Annotated in this window: 24 protein-coding genes, 3 tRNA genes and 6 pseudogenes; 17 read left to right on the forward strand and 16 right to left on the reverse strand. The window is 73.1% G+C overall.

Going from position 1 to position 25,098, the window contains the following annotated elements; translation table 11 throughout:
- Window positions 1-15: 15 nt before the first annotated feature.
- Both folP and surE read left to right on the forward strand, forming a co-directional pair.
- Window positions 16-1,824 (forward strand): dihydropteroate synthase, encoded by a 1,809-nt coding sequence (gene folP, locus DA06_RS14770; RefSeq protein ID WP_418605353.1) that lies wholly within the window; start codon window positions 16-18, stop codon window positions 1,822-1,824.
- 1 nt (window position 1,825) lies between these two features.
- Complete coding sequence (gene surE, locus DA06_RS14775; RefSeq protein WP_052436787.1) at window positions 1,826-2,710, forward strand: 5'/3'-nucleotidase SurE; 885 nt, start codon at window positions 1,826-1,828, stop codon at window positions 2,708-2,710.
- A gap of 28 nt (window positions 2,711-2,738) precedes the next feature.
- Here surE and DA06_RS14780 read toward each other — a convergent pair whose 3' ends face one another.
- Window positions 2,739-3,095, reverse strand: a complete 357-nt coding sequence (locus tag DA06_RS14780; RefSeq protein ID WP_043501414.1) for a metallopeptidase family protein — start codon at window positions 3,093-3,095, stop codon at window positions 2,739-2,741.
- Between the two features lie 161 nt (window positions 3,096-3,256).
- Between DA06_RS14780 and DA06_RS14785 the strand changes: the two genes are divergently transcribed.
- The 3 genes from DA06_RS14785 to DA06_RS14795 all read left to right on the forward strand — a co-directional run bounded on the left by DA06_RS14785 (window position 3,257) and on the right by DA06_RS14795 (window position 3,573).
- Window positions 3,257-3,329: transfer RNA gene (locus DA06_RS14785), tRNA-Glu, on the forward strand.
- A gap of 55 nt (window positions 3,330-3,384) precedes the next feature.
- A tRNA-Asp gene (locus DA06_RS14790) sits at window positions 3,385-3,458 on the forward strand.
- Between the two features lie 42 nt (window positions 3,459-3,500).
- Window positions 3,501-3,573: transfer RNA gene (locus DA06_RS14795), tRNA-Phe, on the forward strand.
- Between the two features lie 63 nt (window positions 3,574-3,636).
- Here the strand turns inward: DA06_RS14795 and DA06_RS14800 are convergent.
- Both DA06_RS14800 and DA06_RS14805 read right to left on the reverse strand, forming a co-directional pair.
- The gene (locus DA06_RS14800; RefSeq protein WP_052436788.1) at window positions 3,637-4,221 is read right to left on the reverse strand and encodes a hypothetical protein; all 585 of its coding nucleotides are present in this window, start codon (window positions 4,219-4,221) and stop codon (window positions 3,637-3,639) included.
- A 144-nt stretch (window positions 4,222-4,365) separates the two neighbouring features.
- Window positions 4,366-4,806 carry a hypothetical protein gene (locus DA06_RS14805; RefSeq protein ID WP_418605354.1) on the reverse strand — a complete coding sequence of 147 codons (441 nt, stop codon included), beginning with the start codon at window positions 4,804-4,806 and terminating at the stop codon, window positions 4,366-4,368.
- A gap of 35 nt (window positions 4,807-4,841) precedes the next feature.
- Here DA06_RS14805 and DA06_RS14810 point away from each other — a divergent pair.
- Window positions 4,842-5,237, forward strand: a pseudogene (locus DA06_RS14810) (AMP-binding protein); the annotation flags it as partial.
- Window positions 5,238-6,200: 963 nt separating this feature from the next.
- Here DA06_RS14810 and DA06_RS14815 read toward each other — a convergent pair.
- A pseudogene (locus DA06_RS14815) lies at window positions 6,201-6,779 on the reverse strand (segregation and condensation protein A); the annotation flags it as partial.
- Window positions 6,721-7,550, reverse strand: a pseudogene (locus DA06_RS14820) (ParA family protein). The pseudogenes DA06_RS14820 and DA06_RS14815, both read right to left, overlap by 59 nt.
- A gap of 315 nt (window positions 7,551-7,865) precedes the next feature.
- On the opposite strand from DA06_RS14820, the gene DA06_RS14825 reads away from it, so the two are divergent.
- Together DA06_RS14825 and DA06_RS14830 are read left to right on the forward strand one after the other, a co-directional pair.
- Entirely contained in the window at window positions 7,866-8,816 is a 951-nt protein-coding gene (locus DA06_RS14825; RefSeq protein ID WP_052436790.1) for a type IV toxin-antitoxin system AbiEi family antitoxin, read from the forward strand.
- A 157-nt stretch (window positions 8,817-8,973) separates the two neighbouring features.
- Window positions 8,974-9,940: pseudogene (locus DA06_RS14830) on the forward strand (IS30 family transposase); the annotation flags it as partial.
- Between the two features lie 151 nt (window positions 9,941-10,091).
- On the opposite strand, the gene DA06_RS14835 reads toward DA06_RS14830, so the two are convergent.
- The 3 genes from DA06_RS14835 to DA06_RS14845 form a co-directional block, all read right to left on the reverse strand.
- Window positions 10,092-10,424, reverse strand: a complete 333-nt coding sequence (locus tag DA06_RS14835; protein ID WP_043501438.1) for a small basic family protein — start codon at window positions 10,422-10,424, stop codon at window positions 10,092-10,094.
- Window positions 10,425-11,207 (reverse strand): DUF881 domain-containing protein, encoded by a 783-nt coding sequence (locus tag DA06_RS14840; RefSeq protein WP_418605355.1) that lies wholly within the window; start codon window positions 11,205-11,207, stop codon window positions 10,425-10,427. It abuts the gene before it with no gap.
- Between the two features lie 207 nt (window positions 11,208-11,414).
- Entirely contained in the window at window positions 11,415-12,026 is a 612-nt protein-coding gene (locus tag DA06_RS14845; RefSeq protein ID WP_052436793.1) for a CDP-alcohol phosphatidyltransferase family protein, read from the reverse strand.
- Window positions 12,027-12,138: 112 nt separating this feature from the next.
- On the opposite strand from DA06_RS14845, the gene DA06_RS14850 reads away from it, so the two are divergent.
- Together DA06_RS14850 and DA06_RS14855 are read left to right on the forward strand one after the other, a co-directional pair.
- Entirely contained in the window at window positions 12,139-12,762 is a 624-nt protein-coding gene (locus DA06_RS14850) for a DUF4126 domain-containing protein (RefSeq protein WP_052436794.1), read from the forward strand.
- A gap of 99 nt (window positions 12,763-12,861) precedes the next feature.
- Complete coding sequence (locus DA06_RS14855) at window positions 12,862-13,851, forward strand: LLM class F420-dependent oxidoreductase (protein ID WP_043501441.1); 990 nt, start codon at window positions 12,862-12,864, stop codon at window positions 13,849-13,851.
- A gap of 54 nt (window positions 13,852-13,905) precedes the next feature.
- Here DA06_RS14855 and DA06_RS14860 read toward each other — a convergent pair whose 3' ends face one another.
- Window positions 13,906-14,754, reverse strand: coding sequence for a ribonuclease H family protein (locus DA06_RS14860; protein WP_418605356.1), 849 nt, complete (start codon window positions 14,752-14,754; stop codon window positions 13,906-13,908).
- 493 nt (window positions 14,755-15,247) lie between these two features.
- Between DA06_RS14860 and DA06_RS14865 the strand changes: the two genes are divergently transcribed.
- Entirely contained in the window at window positions 15,248-16,003 is a 756-nt protein-coding gene (locus tag DA06_RS14865) for a MerR family transcriptional regulator (RefSeq protein WP_043501450.1), read from the forward strand.
- Window positions 16,004-16,101: 98 nt separating this feature from the next.
- Window positions 16,102-16,485: pseudogene (locus DA06_RS14870) on the forward strand (ATP-binding cassette domain-containing protein); the annotation flags it as partial.
- Between the two features lie 32 nt (window positions 16,486-16,517).
- On the opposite strand, the gene DA06_RS14875 reads toward DA06_RS14870, so the two are convergent.
- A complete protein-coding gene (locus DA06_RS14875; protein WP_043501455.1) occupies window positions 16,518-17,255 on the reverse strand; it encodes a competence/damage-inducible protein A in 738 nt (245 codons plus the stop codon).
- 183 nt (window positions 17,256-17,438) lie between these two features.
- Between DA06_RS14875 and DA06_RS14880 the strand changes: the two genes are divergently transcribed.
- The gene (locus DA06_RS14880; protein WP_418605358.1) at window positions 17,439-18,413 is read left to right on the forward strand and encodes a serine hydrolase domain-containing protein; all 975 of its coding nucleotides are present in this window, start codon (window positions 17,439-17,441) and stop codon (window positions 18,411-18,413) included.
- Entirely contained in the window at window positions 18,362-18,820 is a 459-nt protein-coding gene (locus tag DA06_RS14885) for a hypothetical protein (protein WP_418605360.1), read from the forward strand. Before DA06_RS14880 ends, DA06_RS14885 begins: the two co-directional genes overlap by 52 nt.
- Here the strand turns inward: DA06_RS14885 and DA06_RS14890 are convergent.
- The gene (locus DA06_RS14890; RefSeq protein WP_043501457.1) at window positions 18,801-19,076 is read right to left on the reverse strand and encodes a DUF1540 domain-containing protein; all 276 of its coding nucleotides are present in this window, start codon (window positions 19,074-19,076) and stop codon (window positions 18,801-18,803) included. The genes DA06_RS14885 and DA06_RS14890 overlap by 20 nt on opposite strands.
- Window positions 19,077-19,278: 202 nt before the next feature.
- On the opposite strand from DA06_RS14890, the gene DA06_RS14895 reads away from it, so the two are divergent.
- On the forward strand, window positions 19,279-20,064 hold the full coding sequence (locus DA06_RS14895; protein WP_418608333.1) for a hypothetical protein: 786 nt from the start codon (window positions 19,279-19,281) through the stop codon (window positions 20,062-20,064).
- Window positions 20,065-20,086: 22 nt separating this feature from the next.
- Here DA06_RS14895 and DA06_RS14900 read toward each other — a convergent pair whose 3' ends face one another.
- The 4 genes and pseudogenes from DA06_RS14900 to DA06_RS14915 form a co-directional block, all read right to left on the reverse strand.
- A complete protein-coding gene (locus tag DA06_RS14900) occupies window positions 20,087-20,410 on the reverse strand; it encodes a hypothetical protein (protein WP_043501461.1) in 324 nt (107 codons plus the stop codon).
- A pseudogene (locus DA06_RS14905) lies at window positions 20,373-20,855 on the reverse strand (DUF6308 family protein); the annotation flags it as partial. The gene DA06_RS14900 and the pseudogene DA06_RS14905, both read right to left, overlap by 38 nt.
- 65 nt (window positions 20,856-20,920) lie before the next feature.
- On the reverse strand, window positions 20,921-21,841 hold the full coding sequence (locus DA06_RS14910) for a DNA glycosylase AlkZ-like family protein (RefSeq protein WP_418605362.1): 921 nt from the start codon (window positions 21,839-21,841) through the stop codon (window positions 20,921-20,923).
- Window positions 21,842-22,172: 331 nt separating this feature from the next.
- Entirely contained in the window at window positions 22,173-23,306 is a 1,134-nt protein-coding gene (locus DA06_RS14915; protein ID WP_052436796.1) for a ThuA domain-containing protein, read from the reverse strand.
- An 88-nt stretch (window positions 23,307-23,394) separates the two neighbouring features.
- Between DA06_RS14915 and DA06_RS14920 the strand changes: the two genes are divergently transcribed.
- Window positions 23,395-24,135, forward strand: coding sequence for a hypothetical protein (locus DA06_RS14920; RefSeq protein WP_043501467.1), 741 nt, complete (start codon window positions 23,395-23,397; stop codon window positions 24,133-24,135).
- 104 nt (window positions 24,136-24,239) lie between these two features.
- Here the strand turns inward: DA06_RS14920 and DA06_RS14925 are convergent, their stop codons facing one another.
- A complete protein-coding gene (locus tag DA06_RS14925) occupies window positions 24,240-24,617 on the reverse strand; it encodes a DUF4190 domain-containing protein (RefSeq protein WP_418605364.1) in 378 nt (125 codons plus the stop codon).
- Here DA06_RS14925 and DA06_RS14930 point away from each other — a divergent pair.
- A complete protein-coding gene (locus tag DA06_RS14930) occupies window positions 24,610-24,951 on the forward strand; it encodes a hypothetical protein (protein WP_418605365.1) in 342 nt (113 codons plus the stop codon). The genes DA06_RS14925 and DA06_RS14930 overlap by 8 nt on opposite strands.
- Window positions 24,952-25,098 lie beyond the last annotated feature (147 nt).

Consider the following 25,098-nt stretch of genomic DNA (forward strand, 5'->3'; position numbering starts at 1 on the left):
GGCTAGCCTGGGGAGATGAGCGAGCGACTGGTCCGGCGTGCCGCGGCAGGCCCGGGGCCCCTGCCCGACGCGCTGCGCGACCCGGGGCGCACCCTGGTGATGGGCGTCGTCAACGTCACCCCGGACTCCTTCTCCGACGGGGGCCAGTGGTTCGACACCGACGTCGCGATCGCCCACGCGCGCCACCTCGTCGCGCAGGGCGCCGACATCGTCGACGTCGGCGGCGAGTCGACGCGTCCCGGAGCCGCGTCCGTCTCGCCGGAGCAGGAGCTCGCCCGGGTGCTCCCCGTCGTCGAGACCCTCGCCCGCGAGGGCGTCGTGGTCAGCGTCGACACCGTCAACGCCTCCACCGCCGAGGCCGTCACCGACGCCGGTGCGCTGATCGTCAACGACGTCTCCGGCGGCCTGCACGACCCGCGGATGACCGCCACCGTCGCCCGCACCGGCGTCGTCTACGTCCTGCAGCACTGGCGCGGGACCCCCGAGACCATGAACTCGCTCGCCGTCTACGACGACGTCGTCGCCGAGGTCTGCGCGGAGCTGTCCGAACGCCTCGACCAGGCGCTCGCCGCCGGCGTCCGCGAGGACCAGGTGGTCCTGGACCCGGGCCTCGGCTTCGCCAAGGAGGCGACCCACAACTGGACCCTGCTGGCCCACCTCGACGCCCTCCTCGAGCTCGGCCGCCCCGTGCTGGTGGGGGCCTCGCGCAAGCGGTTCCTCTCCGGCGTCGTCCCGCCGCGCCTCGCCGACGAGCCGCTCGCCCGCGACGCCGCGACCGCAGCCGTCACCGCCCTCGCCGCCGGCGCCGGTCCGGTGCGCGCGAGGTCCGTCGCGACGCCCGCCTCGCCGCCGGTCCCCGACGTCGTCCCGGGCGGCGGCCCCGCCCGCCCGCGCATCTGCGTCGTCGCCCCGACGCCCCTGCTGGTGGTGGAGATCGCCTCCGGCCACGAGGAGTCGGGGCAGCCGAGCGATCACGCGGACGTCCACCTCCACCCCGGCGGGCAGGGGCTGTGGGTGGCGCGGATGGCGGTCTCGCTCGGTGCGGACGTGACGGTGTGCGCACCGTTCGGCGGCGAGCTCGGGGCCGCCATCGCGCAGATGCTCAGCACCGACCAGCTGACGATCCACGCGGTGACCTACAGCGCGGGCAACGGCGCGTACGTGTTCGACCTGCGCGGGGACGACCGCGAGACGGTGGCGCACATGCCGCCCCCGGCGCTGAACCGTCACGAGCTCGACGACCTGTACGGCACGGTCCTGGTGGACGCCCTGGAGTCCGACGTCCTCGTCGTCACCGGCGCGGAGCCGGCGTCGGTGGTGCCTTCGACGTTCTTCGGCCGGATCGTGCGCGACCTGCGCTCCGCGGGCAAGCCCGTGGTCGCCGACCTCTCCGCCTCGGCCGCGCGGGCGGCCGCGAAGGAGCGCCCGACCGTGCTGAAGATGAGCCACGAGGAGGTCGTCGCCGCCGGGTTCGCCGACCAGGACGACACCGCCTCCCTGCGGGCGGCCGCGGAGCGCCTGGTGGCCGAGGGCGTCGGGGCGATGGTCGTCTCCCGGGCCGAGGCGCCCGCCCTCCTCGTCACGCCCGACGGCGCCAGCCGGGCCGTCGGACCGGTCGTCACGCCGCTCGACCACCGCGGGGCGGGCGACTCGATGACGGCGGGAATCGCCGTCGGCCTCGGGCGCGGCCTCGGGGTGGCGGACGCGGTGCGGCTGGGCGCGGCCGCCGGTGCCCTCAACGTCACCCGGCGTGGCCTGGGGACCGGGCGACGGGACCAGATCGAACGTTTCGCGGGCCGGATCAGCATCGAGGAGTTGGACTGACGTGCGCGTACTCGTCACGAACGACGACGGGATCGAGTCGCCGGGCCTGACGGTCCTGGCCGAGGCGGCGCTGGCGGCGGGGCACGAGGTCGTGGTGGCCGCCCCTCACCGGCAGTACTCCGGTGCCAGCGCCGCGCTGACCGCGCAGGAGGCGGACGGCCAGCTCGTGTTCGTGGACAAGCGCCCGCCCGGCCTGCCGGCGGAGGTGCACGCCTTCGGCGTCAAGGCGGCCCCGGGGCTCATCGGTTTCGTCGCCTCGTTCGGCGCCTTCGGTGACAAGCCCGACATCGTCATGAGCGGGATCAACCTCGGCGCGAACACGGGGAAGGCGATCCTGCACTCCGGCACCGTGGGCGCCGCGCTCTCCGCCTCCTCCCACGGCATCCGCGCGATGGCCGTCTCGATCGCTTCCGGGGATCCCCAGCACTGGGACACCGCCCGGCGGGTCACCGACGAGGCGCTGGCCTGGCTCGTGGACCAGCCGGTCGACGACCGTGTGCTGAACGTCAACGTCCCGGACATCGCCCCGGACCGCCTCCGCGGCATCCGTCCCGCCGGCCTCGCCAGCTTCGGCGCGGTGCAGGCGCGCGTCAAGGAGCTGGGCACTGGGTACGTGCAGATGTCGTACACCGGGGTGGACGCGGAGGACGAGCCGGGCACCGACCACTATCTCCTGGCCCGCGGGTGGGCGACGCTGACGATGCTGCGGGCGCCGGTCGAGGACGCCTCCGGGGTCACGCTCCCGCGGATCGACGGCACGCAGTCGGCCGCCGAGGGCCGCGAGGGGGAGCCTCTGGTGGACGTCGCCACCGGCACGGTGATGTCGACCAGCTCCGACCGGCCGTCGGGCGAGATCAACCACGACGAGGGCGACGCGCCCGTCTGACCGTCCAGGCCCGGCCGCGCCCGTGCGGTCAGGCCCAGCCGAGCTCGTGCAGCCGGGCGTCGTCGATGCCGAAGTGGTGGGCGACCTCGTGGACGACCGTCACCGCGACCTCCTCGACGACCTCCTCCTCGGTCTCGCACAGCCGCAGGGTGGGGCCCCGGAAGATCGTGATCCTGTCGGGCAGGGAACCGGCGGCCCACCAGGAGTCACGCTCCGTGAGCGGGGTGCCCTCGTAGATGCCCAGCAGGTCCTCCTCCCCGGCGAGCTGCTCGGCGGTGGGCTCGTCCTCGACGAGCACCACGACGTTGTCCATCTTCTCGGCCAGCTCCAGCGGGATGAGGTCCAGGGCCTCGGAGACGGCCTCCTCGAAGTCGTCGCGCGACATGTCAACCACGGCTCCATCGTGCACCGGCGCCTCCGTTCCGGGCGAACACCGCGAGTGACGAGCGGCACACCCTGCCGACTTTGCTCCGGGAGGCTTCTTCCCCGTATGCTGTCCGAGGTCTTGGGGCGCTCCGGCGTCACGGGCGTCCACAGCAGTAACGGGCCCCCATCGTCTAGCGGCCTAGGACCCCGCCCTTTCACGGCGGTAGCACGGGTTCGAATCCCGTTGGGGGTACGCACCACCAGCAGGAGAAGCACGACAGCAGTACCAGGCTCCACGCCTCACACGAGGCCCCGTAGCGCAGTTGGTTAGCGCGCCGCCCTGTCACGGCGGAGGTCGCGGGTTCAAGTCCCGTCGGGGTCGCCGGTACGGACGCCCGGTCGAGAGACCGGGCGTTCGTGTCAGGGCTCTGTAGCTCAGTTGGTAGAGCGTTCGACTGAAAATCGAAAGGTCACCGGATCGACGCCGGTCGGAGCCACGGCCGAAGGCCCCGCACCAGATGGTGCGGGGCCTTCCTCGTCTCCCTCCGGAGCCGTTCCGCTCAGGACGGCGGACCCCAGTGTCGGTGGACGTGCTGCCCGCCCGGCTCGCCCAGGGCGGTCAGGGCGGCGGCGTACCCGGGCAGCGGGGTGCTCAGCTCAGCGGTCACGGGGTCGACCTCCGCCGCAACCGGTCGCGAGAAGGACCGACGTCGCACCAGTGCGGCGGTGCGCGCCTTGAGCTCGGCCTCTCCGCGCACCCACTCCCGGACCGTCCGGGGGTCCGGCATGTCGGACTCCCGCTGGACGTCGACGCCGACGGGCACGTGCGGGCTGACGGCAACGACGACGAGCAGGCCGGAGTGCGAGACGGAGACCCAGGGACCGGGCGCACCGGGCCCGACGATCGTCGGAGCCCCATGAGGCTGACCACATTCTGTGCAGGTCCGGTCCACCACCACCTGCGCGGGCCGAATCCCGAGGTGGGCGGCGACCGCCACGCGGAGCAGTGCCGCACCGACCAGGGAGCGGCCGCGGTCGGCGGGACGCTCCAGCGAGTCGACCCGCGCCCGCTCTGTCACGTCGAGCACGGTGATCAGACCGTGGTCGGCCGCGGCGAGGGAGGACCACCACACCTCAACGGACACCGAATAACCTCATGGTTGTGTGATCTATATGGGTAAGGCTAGCCTCACCCGTCGTGACGACCCTCGCTGCACCCGTTCTCCCGGGCCCAGGTGGCACGCTGCTGCCCCGGCCCGCGGCAGGTGCGCGAGGGCGCCCGGCGCTGCTCACGCCGTCGGGGGGAGCTTGTCACGCACGACGAGCTGCGTGCCCGGGTGGGGGACCTCGCGGGGCGGCTCCCGGACGCAGCCGAGGGGCGGCGTCTGGTGCATCTGCCGCTGCGCCCGGATCTCGCGAGCGTGACGGCGTACCTCGCGACCCTCGACGCCGGCCACGTCGTCCTGCTGACCCCGGAGAACGCCCGCTCCACCGCCATCCTCGACCGGTACCCGCCCGATATCACCGCGACCGGCGACCCCGAGCAGCCGTTCGAGACGACGTCGTCGTCCCCGCGCCATCTCCTGCACCCGGAGCTCGCGCTCCTGCTGAGCACCTCCGGCAGCACCGGATCCCCCCAAGCTGGTGCGGCTCTCCCACCGCAACGTCGTCAGCAACGCGGCGGCCATCGCCGAGGCGCTGCGCATCTCCGACACCGACCGTGCCGTCACCAGCCTCCCCCCTCCACTACTGCTTCGGGCTGTCGGTGCTCCACTCGCACCTGCTCGCCGGCGCCTCCGTGGTGCTGCACGACGGCTCGGTCATGGGCGACTCCCTGTGGGACGCGATCGACGACCTGGGCGTCACCACGCTCGCGGTCGTGCCGCACATGGTCGAGCTCATGGAGTCCACCGGCGCGCTCGACCGGCCGCACCCCTCGCTGCGCCTGCTCGCCCAGGCCGGCGGGCGTATGCACCGGGAACGTGTCCTGCGCACCGCCGCACGCGGCCGCGAGCACGGCTGGGAGCTCGCGGTGATGTACGGCCAGACGGAGGCGACGGCCCGGATCTGCGTGCTCGACCCCGCGCTCGTCGCCGACCACCCCGACGCCGTGGGCCGCCCGGTGGCCGGGACCTCCCTGCAGCTCGACACCACCGTGCCCGAGGCGACCGCGGGGACCGGCGAGGTGGTCGTCCGCGGCCCCGGCGTCATGATGGGCTACGCCGAGCACCCCGACGACCTCGCGCTCGGCGCCATGCTCACCGAGCTGCGCACCGGCGACCTGGGGCGCGTGGGCCCGGACGGACTGCTGCGGCTGACGGGACGGAGGTCCGGTTTCGTCAAGGTCATGGGCCTGCGCATCGACCTCGCCGGCGTGGAGGCCGCCCTCGAGTCCTCCGGGCTCGTGCCGTGCGTGGGTGGTGACGAGACCGGTCTCTACGTGGCCGTGGAACCGCGCGAGGGCAGCAGCGCCGTCGAGACGGCAGCCCACGCGCGACGCCTCGCCGGCGAGGCCTCCGGTCTCGGTCCCGCCGCGGTCGCGGTCGCCGTCGTCCCACTGCCGCGCCTGACCAGCGGCAAGGTGGACCGCCTCGGGTGCGCGGCCCTCGTGCGCGGCGGCTCTCCCCAGGCGTGCGAGAGGACCCGGCTGCGCACCGCGGAGTCGGTCGGCGCCAGCCCCACGCAGGCCGTCAGCGTCGCCGCGGCCGTGGGCGAGGTCCTGGGGCTCGACGCCGTCGACCTCGACCGGACCTTCGTCCAGCACGGCGGCGACTCGCTCAGCCACGTCCAGGCGTCCGTCCGCCTCGAGGGCGTCGTCGGCCGCTCCGCCCTGTCCGTGCCGACGACGCTGGCAGACGGCCAACCGTTCCCGGGCCGGGACGACATCATCTTCGTGGCCGCCGGGGTCATCGTCATGACGCTGGTCCTTCAAGGGCCACTTCTGCCCGCTGTCGTACGGTGGGCGCGGTTTCCGGCCGATACCACGCAGACCGAAGAGCTGCGGCTCGCCGAACGCGCCATTACCGAGGCCGGCGGCGGCGCTTCCCGACTCGCGGCGCAGCACGAGGTCAGCGATGAGGTGCGCGACCGACTCGCGAACCACGGCGAGCCGGGCGAGCTCGTCCGGGCCGACCTGCAGGACGAGCTCGGGGAGCAGGGCCGCGAACTGCGGCTCCAGCGGCACGCTGCGCGGGTAGGACCGGGCGTTCGCGCCCCACTCCTCGCCGAGATAGGCGGCCACCTGCTTGAACGCGCGGTACTGCAGCAGGCGCGCGAAGAGGAGGTCGCGGGCCTCGAGCAGCTCGAGGTCGTCGTCGTCCTCGACGGAGCCGCGCGGCAGGAGCCGGGCGGCCTTGAGGTCGAGGAGGGTGGCGGCGATGACGAGGAACTCGCTGGCCTGCCCGAGGTCCCAGTCGGTCTGGGCGGAGATGTGGGCGATGAAGTCGTCGGTCACCTCGGCCAGGGCCACCTCGGTGATGTCCAGGCGGTGCTTGGCGATGAGCGAGAGCAGCAGGTCGAACGGGCCCTCGAAGTTGTGCAGCGTGACGGCGAAGGAGCCCACGCCGGCCCGCGGCCCGGGCGGGGCTCCGTCCGGGACGGACGTGCTCGCGGGCGCGCCGGGTCCGCTGGCGGCATCGCCGTCGTCAGGCCGAGTCGCCGCGGGCGACGAGCTCGCGGGCCAGGCGACGGTAGGCCTCCGCACCGGGGGTGGTTCGGGGCGTAGGTGGTGATCGGCTCGGTCGCGACGGAGGCGTCGGGGGAACTTCACCGTGCGGGAAATCATGGTGGTGTACACCTTCTCGCCGAACGCCTCGCGGACGCGGTCGATGACCTCGCGGGAGTGCAGGGTGCGCAGGTCGACCATCGTGGCGAGGATGCCGTCGATGCGCAGCCGAGGGTTGATGCGGTCCTGCACGCGCTCGATGCTCTCGACGAGCAGGGCCACGCCGCGCAGGGCGAAGAACTCCGCCTCGAGCGGGATGAGCACGCCGTGCGCGGCCGTCAGGGCGTTGACGGTCAGCAGGCCGAGCGAGGGCTGGCAGTCGATGAGGATGACGTCGTAGTCGTCGAGCACTGGGCGCAGCACCCGCGCGAGCGCCTGCTCGCGGGCGACCTCGGAGACCAGCTGCACCTCGGCGGCGGAGAGGTCGATGTTGGCGGGCACGACGTCGAGGCCCTCGACGTCGGTGTGCTCGATGATCTCCCGCACGTCGGCGCGCGGCTCCATCATCAGGTTGTAGATGGTGCGGTCGAGCTCGTGGGCGTTGATGCCCAGCCCGGCGGAGGCGGCGCCCTGCGGGTCGAAGTCGACGATGAGGACGCGGCGGCCGTACTCGGCCAGCGCCGCGCCGAGGTTGATCGTGGTGGTGGTCTTTCCGACGCCGCCCTTCTGGTTGCACATCGCGATGATGCGGGCGGGCCCGTGACCGTCGAGCGGGGCGGGGACCGGGAAGTCGACGTCGGCGTCGGGCATGGTGCCCACGGCGCCCTCCGGGATCAGGCCTGGCTGCTCGCTTCTCACCCCCGCCACGCTAGTCGACGCGGCGCGGGCGCCCCAACACGGCACGCCCCAGGTCGCGAGATGTCAACTTCTCCGCGAGACGTCAAATCTTCCTTGAGATGTCAGATCCTCCGTGAGACGTCATCCACTCCGCGAGAAGTCAAACCGTCCCGAGATGTCTCGGTGGGTTCAGGAGCTCGGCCCGGTCCGTCATCCACAGCCACCACCGATCCACAGAAGCGTCACTGCCGCCGTCGGTCCGGGTCGTACACGGTCGATGCTGGCGCGATGGACCTCCTCGCGCCCGACCAGCCGATCACCATCACGGCAGCGCGAGCTGCCGGCTTCAGCGCCAACGACCTGACCGATCTTGTCGAGCAGGGCACCCTGGTGCGCCCCTTCCAAGGCGTCTACCTCTCCGCCGCGGCCGCGGCGGACGTCCGGGAGCGGGCGCGCGCCGTGGGGCTGCTGCTGCCCGACGGCGCGGCACTGGCAAGGGAGGCGGCTGCCTGGCTGCACGGCGTCGACGTGCGCCCGCCGGACCGCTACCGGGAGGCGCCGCTGCTGGAGTGCGTCAGCGACTCGGAGCTGTTGCTGAATGCGGTCCGCCGGCCCGGTCTGCGTGGCTACCTCGCCGATCTTCCAGCCGGAGACATTGTCACGGTGCACGGCGTGCCGGTGACGTCGCCCGCGCGCACGGCGCTCGATCTCGCCCGTTACACCGAGAGGTACATGGGCCTGGCCGCTCTGGACATGTTCAGCCACCGGCGGCTCCTAAGCCTGGACGAGATCTCAGAGCGGATCCAGGCCCTGGCGGGACGCCGTTGGATCGCACGCGCCCGTTCGGTGCTCGCGCTCGCCGACCCACGGGCGGAGCTGCCCGGCGAGTCCTGGACGCGCTTGCGGATCCACGAGGCCGGGCTACCGCTTCCGGACCTCCAGATTCGATTGTTCGACGAGACGGGACGAGAGAACTACCGCCTGGACATGGGCTACCACGCGGTCATGGTCGCGCTGGAGTTCGACGGCGAGCAGCACCACCGCGCGACGACGGAGCAGAGCTGCCACGACGAGCGGCGGCGAACCGACATCGAGCGGCGCTGGGGGTGGACCGCCTACGCCTTCCACGCCGGCCACGTGCTGGGCCGACAACCGGTCGTCGAAGCGACTGTCATCGAGGCCCTGGGTCTGAGGATGGAGCCGTCACGCCGTCGTTGGGACGCTGCTGGAAGCCGATGAGATCCCCGGGGAAGATGACGGCTCACGGAGAAGATGACGGCTCACGGAGAAGATGACGGCTCGCGGAGAAGATGACGGGCGGTCTCAAGGGGTCCACGCAACACCTCGATGAGAAGAGGTGGTGCGGGTGCCGCGTCCGATGGTGTGGGTCCCGGGGCGCAGGGCGTTCTGGCGGGCGATCCGGGCCGGGGACTGGACGTTCGAGTCGGCGGCGGCGGCCGCGGGCGTGTCACGCGAGGGGGCACGCACGTGGTTGGCCGAGGCTGGCGGGGTGTGTCCGTTACTCCTCGGCGAGCCCACGGGACGCCGTCTGTGCGTGCAGGAGCGGGACGAGATCGCGGTACGGCGCGCCGCGGGCGAGGGGGTGCGGCAGATCGCCCGGGCGCTGGGGCGTGCCGCCAGCACGGTCAGCCGGGAGCTGGCCCGTAACCGGGCCGCCCGGCACCCCCATCCCTACCGGGCGCACCTGGCCCAGGCCAAGGCCGACGAGCGGGCCCGGCGCCCCAAGCCGGCCAAGCTCGCCAGCCACCCCCCGGCTGCGCGCCTACGTCGAGGCCAAGCTGGGCCTGGGCTGGAGCCCGCAGCAGATCACCAGGCGCCTGCGCGCGGACTTCCCCGACGATGGGTCCATGCGCGTCAGCCACGAGGCGATCTACCAGGCCATCTTCGTCCAGGGGCGCGGGGCGCTGCGCAAGGAGCTGCACGCCTGCCTGCGCACCGGCCGGGCGGCCCGCCGGCCCCGCGGGCGGCGGGCCACCGCCCAGCGCGGCCAGATCCCCGACATGGTGCTGATCTCCGAGCGTCCCGCCGAGGCCGCCGACCGGGCCGTGCCCGGGCACTGGGAGGGCGACCTGATCACCGGCACCGCCAACGGCTCGGCGATCGGGACCCTGGTCGAGCGCACCACCCGGTTCGTGATGCTGCTGCACCTGCCCGACGGACACGGCGCCGTCGCGGTCAGGGACGCGATCGTCAAGGCCATGCGCACCCTGCCCGAGCAGCTGCGCCGCTCGCTGACCTGGGACCAGGGCCGGGAGATGGCCCGCCACGCCGAGATCACCTTCGCCACCGACCTGCCGGTGTACTTCTGCGACCCGCACAGCCCCTGGCAGCGCGGCTCCAACGCACCCGCCTGCCCGGTCCGGTCCTGGTCCGGGGCGCCGTCCGCCCGCCCGACCGGTCCGGGACCAGTCTCACCACCCGTGGACGCGGCGCCGTCCGGGCGCGTCCCCGCGTCCTCCGGTCCGCCGCTCCCCCGGCCCCGCCCCGAGGTGCTCATGCGCGGAAGACGTGCCGGCGGATGGCGGCGACGTTGGAGAAGATCCGGATGCCGAGCACGACGACGACGGCGGTGCTCAGCTGCGTCCCCACCCCGAGCTGGTCGCCGAGCCAGACGATGAACGCGGCGACGAGCACGTTGAAGACGAAGGAGACGACGAAGACTCTCTCGTTGAACAGCCCGTCCAGACGCGCCCGCAGGCCGCCGAACAGCGCGTCGAGAGCTGCGATGACCGCGATGGGCAGGTAGGGCTGCAGGAAGATGGGCACGGTGGGTTCGAAGAACACCCCGACGAGCACTCCCACGGCGAGTCCGAGCAGAGCAAGCACTCAGCGCACCTCCTCCTCTGCCGGCCGTCCCCGGTCGTCCACCGCCGTGCTGTCACCCGAGGGTGGCACATCCTGCGACGGCGGTGAAACGGCCCCGCCGACGTCGCTCTCGACGGGTTCTGCCAGCTGAGGTGTGAGCTGAGGCAGCGCCTCGAGCTGCAGGTCGTCCGCCTCCCGGACCTCCGCCCCGATGGAGTACGTGCCGCGGAGCACCCCGAGGTGCGTGCTCGCGGGTGTCCGGGCCAGCCGCGTCTGCAGCTCGTCAGGATCGCCGACGACCTCGACGACGTACGGGGAGACGACCGGCTCGAGGTTGACGAGAACGGCCTCCCCGGCGGTGCGGACCGCCGTCGTCGACCCGAGCCGCTGCCCGTTGATCGCGATCGCCTCGGCACCGCTCGCCCACAGGGAGTTCACGAGCACCTGGAGGTCGACGTCGGTCACCCGCTCGTCCTCCGCGCCGACGACGCCGCGCTGCGCGGCCGGGGAGTCCTCGAGCGTGACGACGATCCCCGGGCCGGAGACCGCCACGTGGCCGGACGCGACACCCAGGCCCCGTACCTGTGCCAGCAGGTCGGCGCCGGCCCCGGACAGCTCGGCGTCACGCAGCCGCTCGATCTCGGCGCTGCGCTCGGCGTTGGACGCCCGCAGCGCGTCTCCCTCGGCTGCGCGTTCGCGGATCTGCTGGACCAGGAGCACGCGCGCCGGGAGGAAGCCGGACTGCGGGGCCCGGAGCGCCTTGGTCGCCCACACCCCTCCCATGCCGATCACGACGCAGAGCACCACCACGACCCCCCCTGCGCCACCACGCCGGTGCGGCTCGGGGCTCGCGCGGACGGGACGCCACGTCGTGGTAGCCCGCGTCGAGGGGGTTGTCCAGCAGGTCGCGCAGGAGCGACATCGACTCGTCCGGCCGCCTCGGCCTGGCTCCCGGCCCCGGGGGCGGGGAAGGGGCGACAGGGGTGCCGCCGTCGCTGGTGCGGTTCGCGCTCACGTCCGGGAACGCCCGCGGTCCGCCCGCACGATACGCAGCACCTGCTCGACGTAGAGCAGCGCCGCCACCCAGTACAGCCCGACCCCCCACCACGCGCTGGCCCAGCCGACGGTCCACGCCACCGTGCCCACGAGGCCGGGCACGTTCGCCAGCAGCAGCAGGGGGAAGGCGTACATGAGCGCGAACGTCCCCGCCTTGCCGGCGAGGTGCACCGGCAGCGGGCCGTACCCGTGCCGGTTGAGCACGGGCAGCAGGCACGCGAGGACGACGTCGCGCAGGACGATGACGAGCACGAGCCACCACGGCACGAGGTCGCGCCACGCCAGGCCCATGAGAGTGACGAAGATGTACAGCCGGTCGGCCGCGGGGTCGAGGAGCTGTCCCAGGCGGCTGGTCTGGCGAAAGCGGCGGGCGACGACGCCGTCGAGCCAGTCGCTGGCCCCCGCCACCACCAGGACCACGATGGCGGCGGCGTCCTGCTCGGTGAAGATCAGCACCGCGAAGACCGGGACGAGCAGCAGGCGGACGCCCGAGATGACGTTCGGGACCGTCCACACCCGCTCGGCGACCTCGTCGCCGGTTCGGCTGTGGGGGGTCCGGGTGCTCACCGCCCCAGCCTAAGCGGCCCGCCCGGCCAGGGAGTCCCCGTCGGGGCCTGCCCACGACGACGGCGGCGGCCTCCTGGGCGCGCCCGGGACCCGGGCGTGGGACCCTGCTCCCGTGCTCGAGCTGCTGACAGGGTCCGGGCTGGCGATGGCCGCCGGCCTCAACGCCTACGTGCCGCTGGTCGGGCTGGGCCTGCTCTCCCGGTTCACCGGCCTCCTGGCCCTCCCGGAGGGCTGGCAGTGGCTCGAGAGCACGCCGGCGCTCGTGATCCTCGCGGTGCTGCTCCTGACCGAGGTGGTCGCCGACAAGGTCCCGGTGGTCGACTCCGCCAACGACGCCCTGCAGACGCTCGTGCGCCCCGCCGCGGGCGGCGTCGTGTTCGCGGCCGGGTCCGCCTCCGAGACAGCGGCGGTGACCGACCCGGGCACGCTGGCGCAGGACTGGCGGTGGGTGCCCGTCCTGCTCGGGGTGCTCCTCGCCCTGGCGATCCATCTCACCAAGGCGACCGCCCGGCCCCTGGTGAACACGGCGACGGCCGGTACGGGCGCCCCGGTCGTCTCCGCCGTCGAGGACGCCTCCTCGGTGGCCCTCGTCCTGGTCTCGGTCCTGCTGCCGGCGCTCGTGGCGCTCGTCGCGGTGGTGGTTCTCGCGCTGCTCGGGCTGGCGGCCCGCCGACGGCTGACCGCCCGTGCGGACCGGCGGCTCCGCCAGGTGCGGGGCGGCCCACCGCCCGCGTAGGTTGCGTCCCGAAGCCGGTTTCCGTCCCGGAGGTCCGGAAGCGGCGCAGCACGCGGGCCCCGCACGCGGAGGTCGTCCGACGGTCCTACGCTGTCGCCCATGAGATTCGGACTCTTTCTCCCGCAGGGCTGGCGCTTCGACCTCGTGGGCATCGACGACTCGCAGCACTGGCCGACGATCGCGTCGCTGGCGCGCCGGGCCGATGCCGGTGAGCTGTGGGAGTCCGTGTGGGTCTACGACCACTTCCACACCACCCCCGTCCCCAGCGAGGAGGCGACGCACGAGGCGTGGTCCCTCATGGCGGGCCTCGCGGCGAGCACCGACCGCGTGCGGCTCGGCCAGATGTGCACCTGCATGGCCTACCGGAACCCGATGTACCTGGCGAAGATCGCCGCCACCGTGGACCACATCAGCGGTGGGCGCCTGGAGATGGGCATCGGCGCGGGCTGGTACGAGCACGAGTGGCGGGCGTACGGCTACGGCTTCCCCCGTGCCGGGGTTCGCCTGAAGATGCTCGACGAGGGCGTGCAGATCTTCGAGCAGGCGTGGCGCGACGGGGTCGCCACCTTCCACGGCGAGCACTACGACGTCGACGGCGCCATCTGCCGTCCGCTGCCCCTGCAGCCCGGCGGGGTGCCGCTGTGGATCGCTGGTGGCGGCGAGAAGGTCACCCTCCGCATCGCCGCGCAGCACGCCCGGTACACCAACTTCGACGGCACGCTCGAGGGGTTCGCCCGCAAGAGCCAGATCCTGCGCGAGCACTGCGCGGCGGTGGGCACCGACTTCGACCAGATCACCCGGTCGGCCAACTACAACGTGATCATCGGGTCCACCGAGGCGGAGGTCGAGGAGCGCACGGCGGAGCTGGCCGCACGGCTCAGCCCCCATCTGGACGACGACCACCTCGAGAAGCAGCTGCGCGGGTTCCGCGGCATGCCGGCGTACGGCACGCCGGAGCAGGTGGTCGAGAACCTGACGGCGTTGAAGGAGCAGGGCATGACGTACGGGATCTTCTACTTCCCCGACGCCGCCTACACCACGGACTCGATCGAGCTGTTCGAGCGCGAGGTCATGCCCGCGCTGATGTGACGGCGGCCGCGCCGCCGCCCGCCACCGGCCGGCGGCGGCCCGGCACCGCAGACGTCACCAGAGGGTGGCCGGCTCCTCCGCAGCGTCGGGGCCGGCCGCGTCCGTCATCGCGGCAGCAGGACCCCCGGTGCGCGCGCCCGTCGTCGTCCTTGCGGAGGTTCCTCCGGAGGACGCCGCCTTCGCCGCCGCGACCGCCAGCTCGTCCGCACGTTCGTTGTGCTCGTCACCGGTGTGCCCGCGCACCCACTCGAAGTCGGTCCGGCCGCGCCGGGCCTCGAGGAGGGCGTCGATCTCCTTGATCAGCTCGAGGTTCTCCGGGACCTTGCCGTCCCCCTTGCGCCAGCCGCGCCGTTTCCAGCCCTTCGCCCACTTGGTGGCGATGTTGATGACGTACTGGGAGTCGGCGCGGATCAGCAGGTTCGGCCCCGGGCCGACGTGACGCAGCGCCTCCCGGAGCGCCAGCAGCTCGCCGATGTTGTTCGTGCCGTGCGGGAGACCGCCGGAGCCGGACTCGCCGGTGCCCTGGTCGACCCACGCCCAGCCCGTCGGCCCGGGGTTGCCGAGCGCCGATCCGTCGGTGGCGATGACCGTGTCGTAGCCGTCGGTGGGGCGCGGGGGCCGGTCGGCCGACAACGCCGCCTTCCCGGTCCGCGCGGGAGCGCCGGGTGCGGCCGGCGTCAGGCCGCGTTCCGTGAGCATCGAGGTGATCTCCTCGCCGTTCCAGACGTAGAACGGGGTGCCGTCCTTCAGGGTGCGCTCGGCGGCGAGCCCGTCGGCGACCGCCCTCTCCGTGGCGCGGGCGCCGTCCTTGAGGCCCAGCTCGGTCAGGTGGGCGCCGATCTGGCGGGCGGTGAGCCCGAACTGCCGGCCGAGCTCTGTCTGGGTGGACCACTTCCTGGGCAAACGTCTCTCCTCCTGGGGGCGGGCACGTGCCCGGCGACCGTCCACCCTACGCCGCGCCGCTCCGGGTGCGGCGTCAACGGCCGGCACCCCGCGTCACTCCGGGTAACGGCCGCCCGCCGCCACCCGCTTGCGGGGGTGGACGACGGCGTGCGCCCGCCGAGCGGGCGAGCACCGGCGGCCTGCGGTTCGCGGTGCGGGGCCGCCGGTCCGGCGAGGTGCACCTGACGGGCGACGTCCGCCCGCTCTGAGGTGGCGGCGCCGCCCTCGGGCGAGAGGTTTTCCACCGAAGTTACCCACAGGGTTGTGCACATACGCACACTCCCGCGCCTCAGGCTGTGGACGGGCGTACACCAGCCGGACACGTCCGGTTCACCGGGTTCGTCGGGACGGCCTCGGCCGGCGCTCCGACCGCCGTCGGCCATCCCTGCTGCAGGCCCTTGCGGTTGACGTGACGTCAACCGGCATGCTGGTCCGGTCGAGGGACGGAGGAGCCATGGAGTGGTCGATGACCGAGATCACCAGAGCCACCGGCACCACGAGCCGCACGCTGCGCCACTACGGGCACATCGGGCTGCTCGCGCCGTCCCGGACGGGTCACGCCGGCCTGCGGTACTACGACGAGGACGCGCTCGTGCGCCTGCAGCGCATCCTGCTGCTGCGCGGGCTGGGCCTGTCGCTCGCCGCGATCGCCGACGTGCTCGACGGCGGACAGGACGTCACCGAGGCGCTGCACACCCACCTCGCCCTCCTCGAGCAGGAGCGCGACCGGGTGGACCGGCAGATCGCGTCGGTACGTCGCACGATCGAGAAGCGGGAAGGAGGTGAACAGCTCGTGGCAGAGGAGATGTTCGACGGTTTCGACCACACGCGGTACAAGGACGAGGTCGAGGAGCGCTGGGGCAAGGACGCGTACGCCGCCGGTGACCGGTGGTGGCGCGGCCTGGGCGAGGACGAGAAGAGGGCCTGGCAGCACCGCGCGGCACAGCTCGGCGCCGACTGGACAGCGGCGGCGGAACGGCACGTCGCCCCGGACAGCGCCGAGGCGCAGGCGCTCGCCCGGCGCCAGCTCGAGTGGCTCCGCGGTGTCCCCGGCACGCCGGGCGGCGCGGGAGGACCGACGAAGGAGTACTTCGTCGGCCTCGCGGAGATGTACGTGGCCGACCCCAGGTTCGCGGCCAGCTACGGCGGCACGGAAGGTGCCGTCCTCGTCCGCGACGCGATGAAGGCCTTCGCCGACCGTCACCTGTGACGGACGGCGCGGCGACCGGCGCGGCGGCGCCTCGGGCGTGACCGCGCCGCAACGTCGGCCGGGGTTGCAGACCCGTCCGACCACGTAACCTCGGGTCCATGCCGGCCACCCTGCACGTGACGGACTTCGGCGCGTCCCACGGGGCACGCCGGCTGTTCTCCGACCTCACCTTCACCGTCGCCCCGGGCGACGTGTGGGGCCTCGTCGGCGCCAACGGCGCCGGCAAGTCCACGCTCCTCTCCGCCCTCGCCGGGCTCCCGTCCGGCGCCGACCTCGAGGGCCGCACCACGCTGGCGCCGCCCCACGCCACGGTGGGCTACCTCGCCCAGGAGCCCGAGCGCCGGCCGGGCGAGACCGTCCTGGGCCTGCTGCGGCGACGCACCGGCGTCGCCCGCCGCCAGCATCACCACCACGCCAAGCGCGGTGGCGCCCAGCACGCCGGCGAGGACCAGGCCGCCACGGCCGAGCCACCGCAGGACGACCATCGCGACCACCTCCCAGCCGGCCGCCGCGGCTACCGCGCGATCGCCGTCGCGGTCCTGATCGCCTCGAGGCGAGCGACGGCGTCGTCCAGGAGGGCCGGGTCCGTGCCACGCACGACGATGTTCGTGCCGCGGACCTCGCCCTCGCGGAACGGATAGGAGCCGAAGCTCAGGTGCGGCATGGCCTCGGCGAGCTCGCGCAGCGGCGTGGCGATCCGGCCCTCGCCGACCTCGAAGCGGACCTCGCGGGAGAGGCGCGGCGCGCCGGTCTCGAGGGTCGGCAGGACGGTCTCGACCATGGCCACGAAGATGCTCGGCACGCCCGCCATGACGTGGACGTTGCCGACGCTGAAGCCGGGCGCGCCGGAGAGGTCGTTGACGATGAGGGTGGCGCCGTCGGGGATGCGGGCCATTCGCAGCTGGTCCGCGGTCGGGGTGAGCCCCCGCCGGGCGAGCGCCGCCTCGAGGAGCTCGCGCGCGTCGTCGCGCACGTCGATCCCGACGCCGAAGGCCGCCGCGACGGCGTCGGCGGTGATGTCGTCGTGGGTGGGGCCGATCCCGCCGGACGTGAACACGTGCGTGTAGCCGGCGCGCAGGGCGTTGAGCGCCTCGACGATGACCTCGTGGTCGTCGGGCACCACGCGGATCTCGCGCAGGTCGATCCCGACCCGGGTCAGCTCCCCGGCGAGGTGGTACGCGTTGGCCTCGCGGGTGCGTCCGGACAGGATCTCGTCACCGATGACGAGCATGGCGGCGGTGGGGTTCGGCATGGGCTGAGCCTAGGCGGATCGGCGGATGAGGAAGAGGTAGGGTCCGGGACCACTGCCGGAGTGTGGGGGTCGAGTGCCCCGCCGGAGCCTTGACGACCACCGGCGCGGGGAACACCATCGGGAGTTGATCGCACTGGGCGATGAGCGCCCGGCACGATGCCGACTCGGCTGGCGGTGCCCGTGATGAGTCCCCTGACCGCTCGTCCCCTTCCCGCGCTCACGCGTCTGGCCGGGCTGATCATCGCTGCGCTGCTGGCCGTCGTCGGCCTCTGGGTACCAGGTGCTGCGACGGTGCCGGCGCAGGCGGCCCCCGGGGATGCCGAGTGCACGAGCCCGGACTGCGACTCGGTCCTGGTGGCCGAGCTGAGTGAGGACCTCGAGAGCTATCTGCGAGCGCGCGGCTCGCCCGAGCATGCGTCCGCCGCCGCCCTCAGCGTGAGCCTTCCGGGCGAGGAGACCAGCGTGGACGTGAGCGCCGGGACGATGCAGTTCCGCGGCTCGGCGCCCGTACCGGCGGACAGTGTCTGGCAGATCGGCAGCAACACCAAGGCGTTCACCTCGGTGCTGCTGCTGCAGCTCGAAGCGGAGGGGCGGCTGTCGATCGAGGACACGGTGGGCAGGTGGCTGCCGCAGTATCCGCAGTGGCGCGACGTCACGATCAGACGGCTGCTGAACATGACCAGCGGCATCCCCACATACGACGAGCAGTCCGCCTTCCTCGCCGACTACGCGGCCGACCCGTTCGTGCGCTTCTCGAAGGAACGCCTGGTCGGGTACGTCGCGGACCTGCCCGCGACCTCCGGATACGGCTACTCGAACACCAACTACATCCTCGCCGAGATGATCATCGAGCGGGTGACCGGCGACAGCTACAGGGACGAGCTGTACGAGCGGATCGTCGAACCTCTGGGCCTCTCGGACCTCGACTACCGTCCGCACCTGTACCCCCGCCTGATCGTCAGCCGGCAGCCGGCTGGCTATCTCTACTTCAACCAGGTCCCGGAGTTCTCGAGGATGGTCGGACGGGACGTGAGCCGGGACACGGTGTCCTGGGGTCGCGGTGCGGGAGGCATCCTCAGCACCATGAGCGACCTGACGCGGTGGGCGTGGGCGTGTACACCGGCGAGCTGCTGCCTCCGGAGCAGCAGCTCGAGCTGACGAGCCTGATCTCGACGAGAACGGCGCAGCCCATCGACCGGACCTCACCGGCCGATCCGGGCGGGTTCGGGCTGGGCGTCAGCCAGGGCACGCACGAGAAGTTCGGCACCCTGTGGCTGTACCTCGGCGGCACGTTCGGGTTCCGGGTGCTCCACATGTACTTCCCAGACTCCGGGGTGGTCCTCGCCCTGGGCCTGAACAGTCAACCCGATCAGGACCGCATCATTGTCCTCGCGGGGTCCGTGTACGACACCCTGGCCTCCCACGGCCTGATTCGCCCGCATACCGCCATGGGGGACGGGACCACCGCCGGAAGCCGGACGCGCGACGGCACGCTGCAGCGGCCGCAGGTCCTGGTGCAGGCGCCCGGACCGTCCGCCGAGGAGGTCAGCGCGGGGCGTAGGTGAGGCAGTCCGCCGAGTCACGCCCCGGCCCGACGCGCACGGACTCGGCCGCGCACTCGAGCGAGTCGTTGTGCACGCAGTCCTGCCGGGAGCAGGCACCGACGTGGGCGACGACCTTCTCCAGCCCGCCGTGACGGGAGAGGGGAATGAACGTCGCGCACGCGGCGTCGGCACCCGCACCGCTGATGGTGATCGCGCCGGCGTGGCAGTGCTCGTGCTCGTCGTTGTACGAGCACCCGGTGACCGAACAGGTCGTCACCGGGGGGCAGGTCCATCACGGTCATGGCAGCCTCCTGCGATTGACGTGAGCCAGTTCACACTATGCCGCAGCGGGTGCGCCTGCCAACGCTTTGGTGGCCGACGGTTACCCCGGGAGATCGTCGTCCCATACGCCAGACAGAAGTCGTGCCCGCAGACATCCTTGTCGCGCTGGAGAGGTCGGCGCAGAAGCGGAGGCACGTATGGCAGTGGTGGAGGGACGGGCGGCCGACGGCGGCCGGCTCGCGACGCGGCCGAGCTCGCTCGAGTTCTGGCGCACGCTGGCGGTCGGTGCCATCGGCGGCGGGCTCGTCGGCCTGCTCACGGGCGGCGTGCTGGGCCGGATCCTGATGCGGGTCCTGGCGGTGACGTCGCCGAAGCACGTCACGGACCGGCTGACGGACGACATGCAGCCGGTCGGGCAGATCTCGCTCGGCGGCACTCTGCAGCTGTTCGTCACGACCATCGCGCTCGGCGCGATCGCCGGGCTCGTCTACCTCTGGGTCAGGCGGGTGCTGCCGCCGTCGTCCCGGGCGCGGGCGGGGCTGTTCGCGCTGTTCGTGGGAAGTATCGGTGGCGCGTTCCTCGTGCACGACCACCCTTCGTTCGACTACTCGGTGCTGAAGCCCGAGTGGCTCGCGGTGCTCTCGTTCCTCGCCGTCCCGACCCTGTTCGGGCTGCTCGTCCCAGCGGTGGTCGACCGGCTGGACGCACCGGGCGGCTGGGTGCGGCGGCGCCCGGCGTGGCTGGTCCTGCTGGTCGCCGGCGCGGCGCTCAACATCGCTCTCGTCGTCGTGGCCGTGCCGGTCGTCGCCGCGTTCGGCATCAGCAGGTCCGAGGCCGCGCTGCGGTTCTGGCGCAGCGACGCCGTCACGGTGGCCGGCCGGGCCCTGTTCGTGCTCATGGTGGCGTGGGGCCTGTACGGGATCACCACCGACGTCATCTCCATCGCCACGAACACGCCGTCGTCCGCGCTGTTCACCCCCTGATCGGAGCGCCGACCGGCTCTCCTCACCCCGCCTCGGCGGCCGACGACGCGGTCGGCCCGTTCCTGGCGACGTACGTCTGCAGCGCCACACCGAGGAGGCGCAGGAGCCCGAGGTCGAGCACGACATTCTCGTGCCCGGCCACCTCGCGGGCGGCGTCCTGCGCCGTCCACAGCGCGGCGCGGACGTCGTCGGTGCGCAGGAGGTGCCGCAGGACCAGCCAGTCCGTCCGGTGGTCGCTCCCGCCGCGCGCCCGGCAGGAGCAGCCTGCGCGCCACCGGGTCCGGCACCGGGAAGAGGTCGGGGCGCTTCCTGGCGCACAGCTGCTCCGCGACGGTCCACCGGCCACCGCTCGCCCCGCGCGACTCGAGCGCCGCTGCGACGTCGACCCGGAGCAGCTCCATCGCCACGAGCGTCTCGTCGTCGGCCACCGTGAGGTCGCCGTCGGGCAGGGCGGCCAGGGAGGTCAGCACGACGCTGCGCAGGGGGCCGGCCTGGAGCAGGTGGCGGACGTCGAGGGCACGGACGTCGGTGCCGAGAAGGTGGACGGCGAGCAGGTCTGCGGCGGTGACGTCGTCGGCCAGGTTCGGGCTGACGTCGAGGAACGTCGAGCCCACCTCGTCGAGGGCGGGGTCGTAGTACCGCGCGAGCCGCTCCTGCACGGGCCGGGGTCCGGAGGTCGAGAGTGCGTCGAGGGCGGCCGCGTGCGCCCGGTCGAGGACTGCCGGGTCGGGTGCCGGCCAGCCGGGCGGGATCGCCGGTGCCGCCGGGTCTGCGGGTGCCATGACGAACATCTATCAGCCGGCGCCCACACGGATGCCACTATGACTCGCACGCGGAGGTGCCCTTTGCTGTCGCCCTACGTCGCCCGGGCCTTCCGGAGGGCGGCAAGGACCGGCGACGGCCACCGGGCTCCGGGACGTGCGCCGTCGAGCCACTCGGTGAGCCGCTCCGCCTCAACTTCCAGCGCCCGCACCCCGTCGCGGGCGACGTCCTCGAGCAGGTGGACCTGCACGCGCTCGCCGTCCAGCTGGTGCCAGGCCCCGACGATGCGGCCGTCCCACCAGGCGGTGGTGCCGCCGTTGCCGGCGGTGTCGAACAGGTGGGAGCGGTGGCGGCCGAGGTACCAGTCCCTCGCCTGCCACCCCATCGTCGTCGGGTCGAGCGTGGGCAGCAGGGCGGCCCAGGGCTCGACGGGCTCGTCGGGCTCGAGGTCGTCCGGCAGGACATAGCCCGTGCCGCCGTCCTGCAGCGAGACCTTCACGGCCCCCACCGCGCGCAGGGCGGCGCGGACGCGCGTGAGGGTGTCGCCGAGCCACCAGGTGAGGTCCCGCTCGGTCCCGGGGCCGAAGGCGCGCAGCCAGCGGCGAACGAGCTCCGCGAGGGCGGCGCCCGGCTCCATCTCCGGCACGGGCGCGCCCAGCCAGGACTCGGCGGACGCCGAGGCGTTCATGACCGTGGTGCGCTGGCCCTGCAGCTCCTCGGCCAGGGCCGTGTCACCCGCCGCCTCGGCCTCCTTCACCAGGCCCCCGAGCTCGGCGTAGGTACGCCCCTCGGTGCCGGCCATCGCGTGCTCGTCGATGATCTGCGCCTGCGCGAAGGCGGAGAACGGGCCGTTGACGTCGTCGCCCGGGAGCATCTTGGAGTCCTCGGCGACCGTGATGTTCTGCTCGGCCAGGTTGGTGGTGATCAGACCCCACGTCACGCCCCCGGCGAGGACGAAGAGCGCTCCGGCGACGATGGCGAGGATGCCGGCGACCTTGGCGATGCTGCTGTTCATGGCTGTGTTCCCGTCAGGTGCGGACAACTCCCCATGAGCGGCCCGCGCGTTGCGGCAGTCCCGGTATCGGACCGGTCCTGCTTCCTACGGGACAAACGTAGGACGGGCCAAACCCGGCAAAGCGGGACAGAAGTCCTGAACCGCCGCTCACACCGCCACCGGGTCAGCAACCGGCCGTTCTGTCGCCGCCCATCGCGCGACCGGGGTGGGTCACGGTCTCCCGCGAGCCCGTCCCCCGACGACGAGCGCGACGGCCGGAGACCTGCTCCGACCGTCGCGCTGCGTCATGGGCGCCGATGACTCGACGCGGTGCTACCGGGGTCGAGGTTCGTCAGCCGAGCTCCCGCTGCCAGGTCTGCAGGTCCGACACCTTGCCGGCGAGGGTCTCCCGCGCGTCCGCGTTGTCACGGACGTGCGCACGCACCTGTGCCGCGGCGGCGTTCAGCTTCTCGGCCGCCTCGGCCGGCTCGCCGGCGTCAGCGAGTTCCTGGGCCTCCGCCAGCTGCCTGTCGAGCTGCGTGGCGGCCTTCTGCGAGATTGCCCCCTCGTCGAGCAGGTCGCTGACCAGCGTGTCGACCTCGTACCAGGTGACGCAGTCACCACCGCCGCTGACGGCCCGCGCGGTCCAGGCGATGCCGCCCAGCAGGTGCTGGAGGAAGGCCGGGTCCGTGTACGACGCCTCGGTGTGGCCGCCGCCCGTGTACCACGAGCGGGCGCCCTCGATGTTCTGGCACCACGACAGCGGGTGGTCCTCACCCATGGCGTTGCGGCCCGGGTTGTAGGTGGTCTCCTCGAGGTTCGTCAGGACGCGCACCACCGGCCGCGGGCTCTGCGTGAAGTTGTACCACTCGTCGAACCGGGTCCAGCTCTCGTCGAGGTGCTCGGTCGAGGGGTGTGTGCCGTCCTCGACCGTCTGGGTGGCGGTCTGCTGCGCCGGGTGGCTGATGAAGCGGGCTCCGCCGCCCGTCAGCTGCCCGTACCAGGGGACGGTGTGCATCGAGTCCGTGGCTGCGTGGACGCCGGCGTACCCGCCGCCCGCCCGGATGTATCCCTGGAACGCCTCGAGCTCGGAGCCGTCGAGCAGCGTCGGGAGGGCCGGGTCGAGGCTGTTGGTCCCGTCGACGGTGGAGACGAAGACGATCGTCTCGTACTTCGCCAGGTTCTCGGCGCTGGTGAACGGGGTGGACTCGAGGGTCCGCTCGGGCTGGCCGGGGCTCGCGCCCCATCGCCCGGCCGGCGTCGGCGGGTCCCATACGTCGACGGTGAACCCGTTCGCCTCGCCGAGCGCCATGACGGCCGTCGTCGCCTCGTCGATGCTGCTGTGCCGGAAGCCCGTGGTCTTCCCGACGACCAGCACGTCGTAGTCGTCGGCTGCGGCCTGGGCCGGTGCCATGGCGACGACCAGGGAGAGGGCGACGGAGGCGCCGAGTGCGCCTACGAGTGCAGGGCTGTGGTTTCGCTTCATTGCGCTCCTTCGGTGGGACGCCGTATTAGTACGGCGTCGCAACAAACTATTCTGTGCGCCAGACCGCCGTCAACGGAGAGGAAGTGTCGTGAACGCACCCGCACCCGCAGACCGGAAGCCGGGACGCGTCCGCCCGGTCGTCCTCGTCGCTGCCCTCGCCGTCCTGGCGGCCGGCGGCACCGGATACGCCCTCGGCCGCACCACAGACGCGCCGGCCACAGGCTCGAGGGACGACGGCGCTACCCAGGCCGCGGGCGACGCGGGCCCGACGGAGGCTCCGGAGCCGGGCTCCGTCGAGGCGATCGCCGCGCAGCTCGCCGCGGATCAGGCCGCCGACCGCGCCGAGCTCGCCGCCGACCTGTCCGAGGCGGGCGAGGAGGCGTACGACCGGCTCATGCCCGTCCTCGCGGAGGTCTCCGAGTCGCTGCCCGTGGGCGGGGGGACCGGCCCGACGGCGCACCAGGCCGACGTCGACCGGTGGGTCCAGGAGGTCGCCGCAGCGCGGGCGTCCCTCAGCGCGGTCCCGGAAGGGACGAGCGAGCACACCGTCACCCGTGCCGCGCTCCTGGGCGCGGTGGACCTGCTCGACGCTGCGCTGCGGGACCTTGCGGCGGGTAGCGCCGGGACCGTCGACGGGCCCAGCGCCCTCGCGGGCCGCCGGGACGCGGCGGTCGAGCTGTGGCTGGCCGGCGCCGCGCAGCTCGACAGCCTCATGGTCGGTAGCAGCGATCGCCATGTCCACCTGTTCCTCACCGCCGACGGGGACCCGGGCTCCATCCCCCAGGAGTTCGCCGACCACGGGGAGGGAGCCGCCGAGGACGCCGACTGACCCCCGCCCTCTCCGGACAGCCTGAGCGTGGAGCTGTGGCGGCACGCGGAGCGGCCCACCGGACGAGGTGTCCGGCGGGCCGCTGTGCGTGGCTGCCTTGGGGGTCAGGCCGTCACGGGGACCGGCACCGCGTCGGCGCGGACGGCGCGGGCGACCTCGGGGGCGGCCGCCGGCACGAGCGAGCGGAACGCGGCACCCAGGACCACCATCAGCACACCCATGCCCATCACGAAGGCGGCCACCCCGTAGGAGACCACCTCGGCGGCGGGAGCGGCGCTCTCCACGGCGTCGACCGCGTCGCTGATCGCGGCGCCGAGGACGGCGGTCACGATGATGGCCGCGATCAGGGCGACCCCGCCGAGCACTGTGCCGGCGATCGCCATGCCCTTGCCGCCCGCGGCGCCCCGGCTCGCCTTGCGCAGCGCGAGGGCCCCCAGGACGACGGCGACGATCCCGCCGACCATCGACACGAAGTTGACCACGGGGGATCCAGCACAGGAGGAGGGAGACCACGCCGACGACGAGCGCGGCGATCGCCAGGCCGCTCGAGGGGCGCTGCCCGCCGGGAAACGACGGCGCACCGTACGGCTGCCCGTACGGCTGGCCCGGCGCCTGGCCGTAGGGAGCCTGGCCGTAGTCGGCCGGCTGGCCGTAGGGAGCCTGGCCGTAGTCGGCCGGCTGGCCCTGGGGCGCCTGGCCGTAGGGCGCCTGGTCCTCGTGCGAGCCGGCCTCGGGGGCGTACGGGTTCTGCTGCTCGCCGTTGGGCGGGACGTAGGACGGCTGGCTTCCAGCCGGGGGCGGGGGCACGGGCGATGACATGGAGGATCCTTCGTCGTCTGAGGAAATGGCCGACGTCGGGAACGGGTGACGTCGCTGAACGCAACTTTAGCGACGGCGTGTCACGAAAAAGTAACGGCCCTGGCAGGATGGACGGGGACCCGACCGGGCCCACGTGACGACGCC

The sequence above is a fragment of the Georgenia sp. SUBG003 genome, assembly GCF_000715355.2.
Taxonomy (GTDB): domain Bacteria; phylum Actinomycetota; class Actinomycetes; order Actinomycetales; family Actinomycetaceae; genus Georgenia.